Source organism: Flagellimonas meridianipacifica, from assembly GCF_003001695.1.
Taxonomy (GTDB): domain Bacteria; phylum Bacteroidota; class Bacteroidia; order Flavobacteriales; family Flavobacteriaceae; genus Flagellimonas; species Flagellimonas meridianipacifica.
Genome location: NZ_PVYX01000002.1, coordinates 1744410 through 1758387, shown reverse-complemented (window position 1 = coordinate 1758387; position 13978 = coordinate 1744410). Strand labels below are relative to the sequence as shown.

Sequence of the window (13978 nt, the reverse complement as noted above, 5' to 3'; positions counted from 1 at the left end):
GGTTAGGTTATCGTTATTGACTGAACCAATTCCTTTCCCTGGATTACAAAAGAATTATTTTCCTCTACATTCTTATAAACTTTTAAATCATCCAATTTCTCATTGTTGGTATAAAGAAAACTGTAGACCGCTCTACGTAATTCCGAAAACGGTTCTTGCTCTATATCGATGATTGTTAGTTTCTTTTTTGAAATGGAGTCCGTATTCTCATCTCTTACTTTGTAAGTGGGAATGATTGTTTTGTAATCGCCGCTTGTCTTTCGTCCATTGATAATCGATAATATTTTATGTATTAAAACGTCTAACTTCAATTGTTTTAGTACTCTTACCGTACTATAAAATGCACGAATTTTCAATGCGGTTATATGTGAAAAAAAACGAGATGAAATCGATTCTTTGTTGTATACGACCTCTTTCATGAAAGGGTACTCGGCATCAATCAATTTCATTTTGTATTCATAACGTCCCTTTAAAAGGTCGAACATTTTTATATCATTCATAAATGCCCATCTCAACAGAAGATTCAACTCAACAAAGCCTAAAGAAAACTTAGAATAATCCGTGTCGTAGGATTTTAAATACCCATACATAGCATTTGCATAGATAATGTTTACACTAAAACTAATGGGCTTTTCCCCGTGGTATATTACCGAAATGCATGCTTGTTTTTTCAATAGCAAAGGATAGATTGTACTTCGATATCGTTCCCAGTTTTTTAAATCATCATGTTGCATTTGCTTTTCGTTAAAGCGTCGTTCTATCAATTTTCTAAAATGATTGAACAAGGAGTCAAAGTAGGTCCTGCCCATATGCCCACAATATACTTTGGTAGAGATTTCCAAGGAATACCTCAATCTTTTTTCATAGTTTTTTAAAAGTGACCTACGCTTTGCACTCCACTTTTTTTTTGCAAAATCTTCAAAGTCGATATAATTGGATAGGTAGATAACTGAGCCCTCGTATGATTTTATCGGGATAGTACCCATATGCCTTGCGTACGAGAGTTTTATATAACTTGGAACGTCATAGATTAAAAAATGACTTTTCTCGGATAACTTCAAAGCATTGGCTTCGGGTACATAGTTTGAAATGTTGGACCAAGTATTCTCCACATTGAGGACATGTGGGATTTCAGACCTTTTTTCCAAAAAATCATCGAGAAAATCTACCTTAATTGGGTATGTGTACTGATTTGGGTTCATTTGCGGTTCATCAACGCTTAGAGTACAAATCTATAGTTGGAATATTGGTGTTATTTGTGTTTAGTTTTCTTAAATGTAATAATATGCTTAATTCTATCTAAAGAAAATGCTCCTCCGATAATATTTTTTGACCTTAGAAACTGTTTTAAAGTATGGAACAGAACCAGTATCGGTGCTAAAATACGTGCTAGAGGACTGCTCCTTTTGATAAACAGGGCATATTGATATGTGTACCTATGATTTGCCCATTTTTGTTTGTAATAAGAGGGCCCAATAACAAAATCGTAGTGCAAGACTTGGTTTTCAATGCACCATTCTATTTGCTTTAGCATGCTTATATCTCCAAGACTAAATTTTTTGTAGGCTTCTTTAAAACTCTGCATATGACTATAAATGGAACTGCCAACATGAAAATTTAAAGTGAGATTGATAGGTACTTGGTTATCGTAAATGACAAAAAGTGACGCCTTTTTGTCCAAAATACTGGTGTAGCTTAAATTCTTTAAATAATCCCATTCCTGTAAATTCCGATTCTGCATCTTTTTTGTATCGAACCTTGAGGTAAGTAAATCCTTAAAATTTTCGAATAAGGTCTCGAAAAGATCTTTGTCAATAGCCCCGTGGTAGACCTCATAATGGATATTAAACTTTTTTTCAAGTGCTCTTTTTTTTGACAAAATGTTCTTTCGATTTCTTTTGCTGAGATGATTCAAAAGATAACTATCAAGTGTATCATATGATTTTAAATTCAGAGCAAAACCTGGATATTGTTTAATCCTTTTACAAGTGTACCCCTGGACGTTTGGGTCGGTTTCCAATTTCAGGTAATCCGGGATGTCCTTGACAAGGAACAATCTTGATTTTTTTGATGTAACTTCTTCTTTTTTGAGGGTAGTACTTTCTTCTGTCAGTGAATTATACAGTTTGGACTTAAAAAAAAACGGAATGGATTGTTCCAAATACATAGTAAAAACCATTTTTCTTATAGCCAAACCGAACATCTAAGCCAAATTAGTGTTGGATGAATACTTGTTTTTATGTAGGCCCAATTTGAATTTTAACCCTTGGTGTACCTCATTGATTTTGAAATCCCGTAGTAATTGTTTCAAAGCAAATATTGAAGAAAGGTAATATGCGAGTATTTTAGATTTCAATACACTTTTATTATAAATGATATGGTATTCGAAGTGGTAGGCAACATTGGACCACTGTTCTTTATATGGGTAGTATCCTTTTGAAAAGTCCAAGAATGAAAACCCTCTTTCAATGCATTCTTCGATTTGAGCCATAATGCTTACCGTTCCCAAACGATGTTGCGAGTAATCGGTATCGAACACCCTAATCGTGTCGTATACCCTATTCTTGGATAAAAAAAGCAGCGTAATGGCAATCGGCTTTTCTTTGTCATATGTTACAAAAAAGGCTGCCTTTTTTTCTTGAATCATGGAAAACGAAACATCTTCATAAAAGTCCCACTCCCATTTGTACAAGTTGTTATTGACCGTTTTTTTCTCTTTAAAGCGTTTCTTCAATAATTCATTAAAGGTTGAGAAAAGTTGATTGTGCAGATCTTTTTCAATAGCACCAGTGTAAAACTTATATCGAATCTCGAAGGTATCCTCCAGTTTACGGCGATATCTTTTGAATTTGTTTCTGGTTTTGGCACTTAGTACCTCCAAAAGGTAGGCGTTTAAATCATTGTAGTTTCTTAAATCACAATAAAATCCAGCATACTGTTTTGGTTTTAAAATCCCTATGTTTTTTTCGTTTTCTTGTTCTGAAAGGTGCAGGTGGCTAGGAACGTCAAAAATCAGAAAAACCTTTTTCTTATCAATCTCATTGCACTCCTTCACCAAATTGTATTCCATGGTCTTGGAATTTAGGCCGCAAATGTTACTATATATTGGTAGCCTTCCTTTCTTGATAAAAGTAGGACCATTTATACAGTCAAAATCCCAAACTTTTCCAGTAGGGTGGAAATGTTCTAGCCATGTTGATACAAATGTTTTTGAAAGAAAGGGATTGTCAATCATAGCTTTTAGTATCAATTATTACCCTATCCGTATATCTATCTACAATTTGTTTGCAATACGTTCTGCCAACATCTTTGTGAATTTCTTCGCACTATTGGATTCCATGTGTGAACCGTCATAGGTTTTCACAGCAGAAGTTTGTTTTGAATAATTAAGATAAGGGATATTGTAGGTGTTTGCTACTCTTTCCATCCGAGAATCAAAATCAGACCAACGACTATTTTCAAATGCTAAAACATCAGGGTCTGCTGGAATTCTGACCAAAAAGACCTTGCCTTTTTTCTTTAGAAAAGAAATGGTTTTCAAAAATTGTTCAAATCGAGAATCCTTAAAGGATTCGGTTTGAGACTTTTTATTGTAGAAGATAAGGTTCTCAGACTTCCAATTGGCAATATCTCTTTCCTTTATAGTATCCTTGCCGGCAATCAACTTTACTTGGTTCCATCCATTGTCGTGAGATACCAGATGTCCCCATGTATTTGTGTTGTAAATCGAATTATACAGAGATTGTCCGTAGCAATTTATGATGTAATTGTAATTTGGAGAAGTAGTAAAGTTATCGGTTTTACCAATTACCATTCTTTCATCAAAAGCCCTTATTTTTTTTGGCCCCATATTCTTTGGCCCTGTGAAACTGCCAGGGGAAACCGAAAGAATGAAAATGCCATTAGTGGTATTCTTGGCAAGTTTCTTTTGAATAGCTTCTAGATAAACCTCCCCATAAAATGATTGGTTTGTTGCAAAATTGATTATTGGTTTGTTGATTTGGAAAGGCTCCAATGTTTCTTCCAAAACTACTGGGTCTATACCTTGATCAGCTCTGGACAACCCCAAAACTAGGCTGCCTGCCTCTTGAGTAAACTTGGGGTAGTACATGTCCACAAAACCATCGGATAGTTTAACCACGGTCAACAGATACAATCCCCAAAAGAAGGATGCAAAAACAATGATTTTAATTAAAAACTGTTTCATACTTAGACACTAAAATTGGAAATAGATAAAAGTATTTTGCCTATTCAGTGCAAAGAACACAATTAAGAAGACATAAGAACCGTAGAGCGTCCATCTCCAATATGTGGGTTTACCTTCCACTAGCTCATAGACCTTAACATTCCCTTTAAAGTAATGGATTGTTTGTGCAATTGCGATAAACAGAAAACATAGGAACAATTCCAAATAATTACCCAATATGTTAATATGCATGTTTGTAATGGACAACATTTGCTTAAAATACAAAAAGGCATCCGTTAGGGTAGGGGATCTAAAAAATACAGTAGTCAACATTATAAATGGAAAGCCCACGGTTGTACCCAATATATTGATTGATTTCTTTGAGAAACCCATTCTATCCAACAATTTCAATCTCCATTTTTTGGTACCACCTTCTATTACCAATAGCAAAGCATTGGATAATCCCCAAAATACAAAAGTCCAGTTGGCACCGTGCCATAAACCTATGATAAAAAAAACAGCAAAGATGGCAGCAACTTTTCCCATCTTTAAATTGTTGATCATAGGTAGATATAAATAATCGCGAATCCACTCCACAAGAGAAATATGCCAACGTCTCCAGAGTTGGGCAAAAGAAGGGGAGAAAAAAGGACGATCAAAGTTTGACATAAGGTCAACACCAATAGTTTTTGCAGCTCCGATGGCAATAGCTGTATATGCCGCAAAGTCATAATAGACCTGAAGTGTAAAAAAACCTGCTGAAATCCAAAGAGGTAAGCCTTTATGATTTTGGGGATCACTAAAGGCTTCGTCAACATATATTCCCAGACGGTCTGCTACAACTACTTTAAGAAAAAAGCCCCATGCCATAATGATAAGCCCTCTTCTTAAATTATCAACGTTTAAGCGGACGTAATTTTTTAGCTGGGGTAAAAGTCTATGTGCTCTTTCAATCGGGCCAGCCACTAGCTGTGGAAAAAAAGAAACGTACAAGGCAAATTTGCCCAAATGGCGCTCCGCTTTCAATTCACCACGATACACATCTATGGTGTAACTAAGGGTTTGAAATGTATAAAAAGATATACCTACCGGGAGTAATATTTGACTAAAGGTAGAAAAACCATAGTTGTTTTCTTCCGCGTCGGTCTGTTGCACTAAACCGATTATATCTCTGACAATAGTGGCAAAAAAATCTAGGTATTTGAATGAAATCAAAATACCAATATTGGTAAATACACTTAGGGCAAGCAACCATTTTTTACGTGATTTAGTTGAACTTTCCATCCAAATCCCACAGCAATAATCTACCAAGGTAGATGTCATTAGCAACAAAACCAGTTCTGGTTCGTGGACCATGTAGAAATAATAGCTTCCCCCGAGAAGCCAAAGCCATCGGTATTTATGGGGAATCAGGTAAAAACCTAATATCATTATGGGCAAGAAAAGCAAAAATTCAAAAGAATTGAATAGCATGACCTATCTTAAAACTTGAATATTTGGTAAACTTAAACTTAAATAAAATTTAACAGGTAATTATTGGTTGAAAAGTAAAAAAAGCTAGCTAGAATTATTGTTTATGCTCTTGTTTTGAGAAGATTTACGAAACCCTAGATAGGTAAAATTGGTTTTATGGATTTATTTCCCGATGCAATATGTTACAATCCCCATAAACATTGGGGTAGGGGCGTTTGAGGTGGAAAATAGGTGAAAACCTTTGTTTTCTTTTAATACTAATTTGTTTTCCATAAAGCCATTATTGTAATATGATATCGCTGTCTATATTCAGTTTTTGGTGCAAAGCTTTGGCTACTTTTAAAGTGATTTCACGCTTACCATTCAAATAATCACTGATTCTGGAAGCACTGGTATTTAAAAGTGCTGCTAAATCTTTTCTTTTTAAACCCATTTCAAACATACGAAGTTCAATCATTTCCTGTAAAGTAGGTAATCCCATAGGGAAATGGATTTCTTCATATTGTTCGATAATATCACTGACTTCGATGAGTTCTTTGGATAAAGGAGAATCTTCAGGAGTGTTGTTATCAACCTCCTTTAGAAGTTCTTCCAAACGAAGATTAGCTTCTACATATTGTTTGTGAGAAATTGTGCTCATGGCTTTTACAATTTATCGATGTTTTTTAATCTACTATAATCTTTGTGGTTACCTACCCACCGTATGTACACTCTTTTAATTTTGAACAGCACGATGGCGACTATCCTGTAATGGTTTCCCTTTATGTTGAATACATATCTGTTGTTCCCAACATTGTCAGCAGAGTTAAAGGTGTTTTTTAAATCTGCAAAACTTTCCCATTCTGCTTTTTTCGTTCTTTTATACCAATCTTGTAAAGCAACCTTTGCATTTGTTTCCTTTGAGAAATAGTCTCTTAGCTTTTTAAATGAAATAACATGCACCCTACAAAGATAACAAAATTACATATTTGGTAATTTATTTACACTTAAGGAATTTGAGTGGTAGTATAATTTATTGGTTGAAATAGAAAAGAAAGATTCCTAAAAAAAATAGGGTGAAGACTCTACCTTCACCCCTAAAAACTCTAAAAGTTTTATTGGGGCTTGTGTGTGATAGTTACCAAAATAAACTTCAAATTATGGCTTTTAAGAGTGTATCCAATTTCTTGAATACGTTGCCCCAAATATTTTAATAAACGCTATGACCTCTTTTGGTATTTAGCTCTTTACCTAAATCATTTTCCTTCCAGCTGTAAAACCAATCAGAAGTATAGCTTGCAATTTTTCCGATTATTAAGTCTTTATCTGCAATACTTGTACCTGCATCAAAAAACTTTATTTTATCTAAAATTTGTCGCCTAAATTCCTTTGTTTCTGCATCCGTAGATCCAACATATGGGCAAGTAAGCACGTCTATCAATAAGAATATATCCTCTGCATTATTCTTTTCAAACTTATTAAACTTTTCAATGATTATACTTCGTAGGTCTGTTCTTAGAGTATCGTATTTTTTATTAATATCGACATTTATATAATTCAAAAGAGAAATGATTGTGAAGTAATTTAGACTTGCGTTAAGGGTTTTGACATTTTGATTATCTATATGAAAAACTCGAAAGTGTTTGTTAATTGAATCTTCTTCAAAACGATAATTTTCCCCTAATTCATTTATTATTTGTATTAAATATAAAGTTTCCACTTCTGCATATTCCGAAGAAAGACTTTTTTGAAATACCAATGAAATACCATCATATATTTTTTTGTAAAGATTATGTTTCTTATCAAAATCAAATGCAATGTACTTTATTTCATCGATGCTTGCATCAGGGACTTTCATTAGATGTCTCTGTTTTGTGCGCTCTTGATTCTTAACAAAGTCAATAATTCTATATAAAATGTGGCAAACTTTTATTGAATAGGTTACCCTTGGAAGAACGGAATAAATAAAAAATGTTAATTCAATTATCTCATTAATATTTTTGAATAATTGATTATGATATGATTTTAATTTCTTCTCTTGTTCCTTTATTTCCTCAAGAATTTCATCTAATTTTTCTTGATACTTTGGCACTTCATTTTGTACTTCATCATTTAACCTTGTCTCTGTATCACGTTTTTGCGCATATAAGCGAAGTAGATTTTCCTGTTCATCTTGTATCTTTTTTATTAGACTCTTAAGCTTATTGAAAATAATTGCTAAAAAGTAATTTTGAAGGTCTTTGTAACTAGTTTCGGTTTTGGCCAAAATAGCTTTGTAGTTTGTAATGATGTCTTTAGCTGTATAGTATTTTAAACCTATTTGCTTTTTTATCTCCGAATCGTAAAATTGAAAGAGCATTGAATGTTCAACTAGTCCGCGAATTTCTTCTTTAGCAATAGTAATGTTCGTAATGATTGGTTTAGGAATAATTTTCGTTTTCGAGTCGTTAAAAAACAGATTATATTCTTGTAGTTTGATTTTGTATAAGCCTATAATCTCCGATTTGATTTTATCATCATTGTAAAAAACGAAAAAATCATCTACATACCTATAAACATCATAATCCTTCTTGTACTTATGACCTTTTCTGTATAGTTCTTTTTCAACATTCTTATCTATTCTTTGCAAAATTAGTTCAGCGAATATCCTTGAAAATTCTGGACCAATTACAATACCATTTGTTTCGTTATAGTTCATTTGTTGCATCACTCTATCAAACTTCCCACCAAACGAATTCTTATTGGTATGTAAATTATCCTTTACAATTTTCTTATTGGATAATGCCCATGATAGCGTATGGGTGTAAATACTATCGAAACATCTTGAAATATCGAATTTCACCAAATTATCAAATCGTTTTTCTGCTCTTTGATACTCATATGATTCATAAAACTCGTAAATATTGCTGTACTTCTGGTAAGAAAAGAATGTTTTCAAACTTGTATATTCCTTATCCGTCGTTTCAATTATTTCAATATCCTGATTTTTAGATTTTTTCTTTTTGTTGGTATTGTCTTTGTAGAATTTTAACGATGAAACTTTGCTTGGTCTTCTCAACGAAAATCTGCTCAGCTTTGTATTGTATAGAATTGTATTCTTATACTTATCATAAAACCCCACTAAATAAAGTTGATTTACAGGGTGAATTACAGTCAATTCTCTATAATCATTGTTTTTATGTGTTATTTTGAATTTAAACGGTATCGTTAGAAAAAGTTTCTCATTAAAAGTTTTTTCATTGAAATTAAAAGAATCGAACTCTGTGTTACTTATAAAGTTTACGTTCTTATCAATCCCAAAAAGTATTTCAATTAGTCTTTTTAGTATTCCTGAATGGTCTTTTTTAAACTGAATTGTCCTATTTTGTTCGTTAAGGACGACGTTGTTTTTGACCAAAAAATTATAAAAATGTCTGTTTGAAAAGAAAGGAGGGACCTCATACGGTAATATATCTGAAAGAACAATTCTTTCTTTTTTATATCCTATATTATTTCCAGTTTTTCTCCTCATCTTTTCCAAATTGAATTGATTTCAGCAATGCCAAATTGTAATATCCCTTTATTATTCTGATTGTTTACATCATTCCGTTTTCTATTATGGCTTTTATATTTTTTGTTTTTTAGGGGTAACATTTGAAAAGCTTTCTTTGTAAATCCCTCGGTAAACGAATATTTAAGCATAGTATGCTTTTCATCAGTTGTCAATCCAGCCCTATTGATATGCCATTTAAGCCTTGTCTGAAGTTTTTCGAGAGATGCATAATTATTTAAAAATGGATTGGAGTAGTAGATTCCAACAAAGACTTTATCCTTGTTATTCCTCAATTTTGTGTTAGAGGTGAGATAATTGATTCGAGCGGATAACAATTTAAATGCATTCTTTCTATTGTGTTTCTTTTTCTTTTCAAAATGCTGAAATGATAATTTGATTTTTTTGAAATACTTATCGACTTTCTTTTTCGACAGTCTTACGCTTAAATCTTTACTTTTTATGTTACCATTAGGTTTATAAGTAATTATACTTCCTATTTCATAACCTAAATATTGGATTGTCTTGGGAGAGTAATTGGGTTGATTATCGTTAAACCTTAAATTATAAATTCCTTCTAATAGATCGTACTCACTTGTTTTTCTAATATTCAAAACGAGCCCTTCGCTTATTATTAAATTTGTGAGTTTTGTTTTATAATTTGTTAATTCAATAGGTTCAATTTTTTTCGATTTAGGAACGAAAATTGCGACAATATCATCAACATATCTTGCATAGTAAACCAAATCATCAAGCTCCCTAATTTTATTATCGACGCTTCTCATAAAAAGTTCTGATAAATAAGCACTAATGCCAACTCCTCTTGGAACTCCTTTGGCCGTTTCGGGATCGGTTTGCCCCGTAAGATTATTATAGCTTGTAAAAATCTGACTAATAAACTTTTTCGTTTTTATACTTAACAAATAATCGTGATTGATTTTGTCCAGTAATTTCTTTTGAGGAATTGATTCATAAAAACTTTTAATATCGGTACGTATAACATATTTAGGAAAGTTATCTTCCAAGAGGTTTAACAATTCGCTTAATATTGCATATCGTGACGATTGCTTTACATTATAAGTCTCCTTTATGTTGTCTTGAATTTTTTTCGAGATGAAGAAATTTTGAACATTTCGTTCAAACATATAACTCTGTCCACCGTGATAACCACCTAGTTCCAAATTAATAGTATGTGTATTAATCCCATCAGCTATTTTGTCCAAAACATCGGAGACAAGGTTATCTCTTTCCTTTTTGAGTTTTTTCTTTTCAACATAAAGTAGTTTTCTTGTTTCAAAATTCTTCTCCAACTGTATTTGTTTTCTAAGAATTTTTAGATCTCCAACTTTTGCTATAGAATCTGCAAAATCATCTTTGTATTTATCTTCGACATTAATTCCTTTTCGATTTTCTTTATCGAAAATTTCTTGAAATGATTTTGATGAAAAAGATTGGTCTAACATAACAGAGTTAAGGAGAATTTGAGAATTGATTTTGGTTTTATAGAACCGAGATTATTCATAGAATGGGGGAGGTATTAAAACTCTAACAACTTTCATACTGTGATAAAATGACTCTATATAGTGCTGTGGAGTGGATTCTGGATTCCGCGCATTAAACATATTTATTTTGATTGTTTGGTCTAATACCAAAATAGAAATAACACCCCACTTTAACAATTAATGAAGACCCGAATAAGGAATTTTCTTATTTCTTTCCAGAGACGCTAGTTCATCCAATATTTTGAAAGTCCCCAAATCCTTACCCCGAAACTTTGCGCGTGGTTCCTGTGGAATTTCTTCCGCGTTCGGGAAGATAAGCGAGAGGGAGAAATTCCATAGGGCGCAAACTACTTTTTGCCTTTGGGATTGCGCCATTCTTCGTAAAGGGCACCAGCCTTTGGAGTTTCCTCGATAAATCGTTCAAAGTGTCTGACGGCGTTACTTTCGCCCGATGAAAACGCAGCCTGTTCCTTTTTGGGGATGTTTGAAATCTGGAATATAGCATATCCCAAGACTAACAAAACGATGACCAAAAATCCCCAGAACAGCTTTACTACCCATTTTGGAAAGGCAATAGATTTTTTCACGTGATATATGACATTGGCCAATAGCTTGTTCTGTTCTTCAACCGCTTTCTTTTGGGAATCATTGTACCCTTTTAAAAGGTAGTCAATATCATCGGTGTCCGCTGATACCTTATAACCAATAAGAAACTCTTTCAGTTTTTCCATTCGATTGACCGAGTGTTCAAAGCTCTTCAGTTCCTCTGTCAATAATTCTGCTATTTCGTCCAGTTTTGCCATAATGTTACATTCCTATTTCGATTCCAATTCCTTTATCAATGGTTCTTTTGATGGTTTTTGAGATTGCTTTCGTTGCAATCTTGACAACCAGGTTAGGGGAGAGGCTTACCGTTTTGCCCATCAGTTTCATGGCATTTTCGGTTTTGGCTTTCTCCACAACATTTCTGTTGAAACCAATCTGTTCGGCTATCTTGTTCATGGACATGGAACGATGTACCTCGCTCCCTTTTAAATTCTGCCCCGCAAACTCAAACCGAAAGCCCTGCAGTTGGTTCTGTTTGTTGATGGATGGAATAACCTTTACAGGATAGACTTCCATAGCCTTGATGTATTGGTCAAAGTCCTTTGGCCTAACCTCGCTGATGACCTTTTCGTGGATTCTTTTGAGGATCATCCGCATATCCTTGGCCTTGTCCAGTTTTTGTTGCTGTACTTCCCGTACTGTGGTCAATCCCATTTCCTTTGCCACCCGTTCAGCTGCTTGTTGGCTCCGCTTCCCGATAAAATTGTCTTTGTAAGCTTGCCCTTGAAAATTGATTCGGTTCACATACAAGTGGATATGGACGTGTTTCCGGTTTCTGTGTACAAAGGCAATGGCCTGGTTCTCCCGTAACTTCATTTGCTTTAAAAAGCGTTTCGTGATTTCTTGCAGTTCTTTGTTCTTCATTTCTTTGCCATCTTTGATGGTCGGACTCAGCACGAAACTCAAGGTGTTCTTTTTACATTGATGGTTCTGCTGTTGAATGGTCCTGAACTCCTGGGCAATCTCTTTAGGAGTATCCCCGGCCAAATATTGGCTATGAACAATCTCAGGTTTCTTTTCTTCCCGAAGTCCGTAAGCCATAGATGCCGAAGTGTGCGATATGGACTTTCCCATTCCAATCATACCTTAAAACTTAAAAGGTGTTCCCTGATTTCTTTTGCCAGTTGTGTGACTTCATCCGCCAATTTTGGATTTCGCTTTCGGAACATATTACCGATCCGTTTGAAATTGTTCTGGTACTGTACCAATAACTTATAGGCCTCGATTTGATCTTCTGATAAACGTTCAATGATTCTGTCATCAAATGCGGCACGACGACAATACTCACTAATGGAAAGACCTGATTTTTTGGCCTTTACTTTTAGTAATTTCTTCTCATAAACCGAGCACCTGAATTGAACGAATTCCCGCTTCATAATCCTTTTTTTCTTTTGCGACCTTCGGGAGCAAAAGCAAGATTTGTCATGACAATGACACATCTTGAATTCTCACTCAATCATCATTTTCATGCTGAATTCGTTCGCTCGCTTCTCTCCCTATCCATCATCAATTCTTCTTATTTTTAAGCGCATATTTAAGTGCTTCCGCTTCCAATTCAGCTTTCGATTTTCTCTTGTTCTGCAATAGCCAAAGATTGAGTTTCTTCTTTTCGAAGAATATCATTTTGCCATTGGGTTTTGAGTGGGGTATCTGTCTTCTTGAAGTAAGCTTGTAAAGAAAACTTCGTGATACGCCCATATAGTCACAGGCCTCCTCAAATGTCAATACCTCCTTGTTGCTGGACAGTAATCGCTCTATACGTTCAAGACGTTCCTCTAGTTTTAAATAATCCATTATTCTAGATTTTTTGGAGTGAAACAATGGACAAAAGCTTTTGTACTTTTTAATAGAATTCTTTCAGCAAACTAGCATAGGAAAATATAGGAAAGGCTTGCATTGCATGTGGGGCAAGCAAAATAGAGGAGAATGCAAGCAAGTTTTACGAAAATGGGGCAAATACGGCCTCCAATTCTTCGCTTCTTTTGGAGACTCGGGGCCTGGTCAGGGCGTTTCTCACGGTATCGTAGTTATATCTTCGCCCATCCTCACGTCTTAACACATCCGAATTTTTGATGAAATCAATAAGCTGTAAGTCATTCTTGGGAAAACTCATTTTCAGGAGTTCGTAAAACTCCTTACATGCAGGGTTTTTTAATTTCAGATGTATCTTAGAATCATGTTCATCCCAATCCTCTAAAAAGCATTGGATAAAATCAACTTTTGAGGTTTTATCGATGATGACCATATCATAGCGGACCAAATTATCGTAGAGTTTCCCCAATTGGGACTTGCTGATTGAAATATTGAAATTTCTGGAGGTCTTTAATTTCTCCTTTATTTTGGGAATGAAGATTCTCTCAAACCATTTACTCCACGTCAGTTGGGTCGTGAACATACCTATCAAAAAGAGAAAGCCCCCAGTGGCATAGGAAAATATAGAGAATCTTTCCAATGGCTCCACTATGCCATTATATCCCAAGTTCATAGAGAAAAGCCCCAATGCATAGAATACCAACCTTGGCTTTTCTACGTATTTATCCCATTTAAAAGCTTCGTTGAACATAAATCGCAGAAATAGCACGAGATAGGGTACCGCAATCCTGATAATCACATAAGCGAAACAGGTAATCATGAAATACTTTAGAATCAGAAGCATCTCATCAAATTAACGCTTTCTCTTGGCAAATCCGCAGGATAAGGTTG

Annotated in this window: 14 protein-coding genes; all 14 read right to left on the bottom strand. The window is 34.4% G+C overall.

The window, feature by feature from the left end; translation table 11 throughout:
* Positions 1-2 precede the first annotated feature (2 nt).
* Positions 3-1202: a GNAT family N-acetyltransferase gene (locus CLV81_RS18090; RefSeq protein ID WP_106147015.1), complete on the bottom strand. Its 1200-nt coding sequence runs from the start codon at positions 1200-1202 to the stop codon at positions 3-5.
* Positions 1203-1252: 50 nt separating this feature from the next.
* Positions 1253-2203, bottom strand: a complete 951-nt coding sequence (locus CLV81_RS18085) for a GNAT family N-acetyltransferase (RefSeq protein WP_106147013.1) — start codon at positions 2201-2203, stop codon at positions 1253-1255.
* Positions 2204-3070: a GNAT family N-acetyltransferase gene (locus CLV81_RS18080; protein WP_158259154.1), complete on the bottom strand. Its 867-nt coding sequence runs from the start codon at positions 3068-3070 to the stop codon at positions 2204-2206.
* A gap of 204 nt (positions 3071-3274) precedes the next feature.
* Positions 3275-4207, bottom strand: coding sequence for a hypothetical protein (locus tag CLV81_RS18075; protein WP_106147009.1), 933 nt, complete (start codon positions 4205-4207; stop codon positions 3275-3277).
* Positions 4208-4216: 9 nt separating this feature from the next.
* Complete coding sequence (locus CLV81_RS18070; protein WP_106147007.1) at positions 4217-5659, bottom strand: MBOAT family O-acyltransferase; 1443 nt, start codon at positions 5657-5659, stop codon at positions 4217-4219.
* Positions 5660-5939: 280 nt separating this feature from the next.
* The gene (locus CLV81_RS18065; RefSeq protein WP_106147005.1) at positions 5940-6299 is read right to left on the bottom strand and encodes a helix-turn-helix domain-containing protein; all 360 of its coding nucleotides are present in this window, start codon (positions 6297-6299) and stop codon (positions 5940-5942) included.
* Between the two features lie 5 nt (positions 6300-6304).
* Positions 6305-6601: a type II toxin-antitoxin system HigB family toxin gene (locus CLV81_RS18060; protein ID WP_106147003.1), complete on the bottom strand. Its 297-nt coding sequence runs from the start codon at positions 6599-6601 to the stop codon at positions 6305-6307.
* A 247-nt stretch (positions 6602-6848) separates the two neighbouring features.
* Positions 6849-9149, bottom strand: coding sequence for an antiviral reverse transcriptase Drt3b (drt3b, locus tag CLV81_RS18055; protein ID WP_106147001.1), 2301 nt, complete (start codon positions 9147-9149; stop codon positions 6849-6851).
* Positions 9146-10630 (bottom strand): antiviral reverse transcriptase Drt3a, encoded by a 1485-nt coding sequence (drt3a, locus tag CLV81_RS18050; RefSeq protein WP_106146999.1) that lies wholly within the window; start codon positions 10628-10630, stop codon positions 9146-9148. Before drt3a ends, drt3b begins: the two co-directional genes overlap by 4 nt.
* A 386-nt stretch (positions 10631-11016) precedes the next feature.
* On the bottom strand, positions 11017-11472 hold the full coding sequence (locus CLV81_RS18045; RefSeq protein ID WP_106146997.1) for a DUF6730 family protein: 456 nt from the start codon (positions 11470-11472) through the stop codon (positions 11017-11019).
* 4 nt (positions 11473-11476) lie between these two features.
* Positions 11477-12349, bottom strand: coding sequence for a relaxase/mobilization nuclease domain-containing protein (locus CLV81_RS18040; RefSeq protein ID WP_245912080.1), 873 nt, complete (start codon positions 12347-12349; stop codon positions 11477-11479).
* A 5-nt stretch (positions 12350-12354) separates the two neighbouring features.
* Positions 12355-12651 carry a mobilization protein MbpA gene (gene mbpA / locus CLV81_RS18035; protein ID WP_106146993.1) on the bottom strand — a complete coding sequence of 99 codons (297 nt, stop codon included), beginning with the start codon at positions 12649-12651 and terminating at the stop codon, positions 12355-12357.
* A gap of 130 nt (positions 12652-12781) precedes the next feature.
* On the bottom strand, positions 12782-13069 hold the full coding sequence (locus CLV81_RS18030) for a helix-turn-helix domain-containing protein (protein WP_106146992.1): 288 nt from the start codon (positions 13067-13069) through the stop codon (positions 12782-12784).
* Positions 13070-13214: 145 nt separating this feature from the next.
* The gene (locus CLV81_RS18025; RefSeq protein WP_146129939.1) at positions 13215-13931 is read right to left on the bottom strand and encodes a hypothetical protein; all 717 of its coding nucleotides are present in this window, start codon (positions 13929-13931) and stop codon (positions 13215-13217) included.
* Positions 13932-13978: the final 47 nt, after the last annotated feature.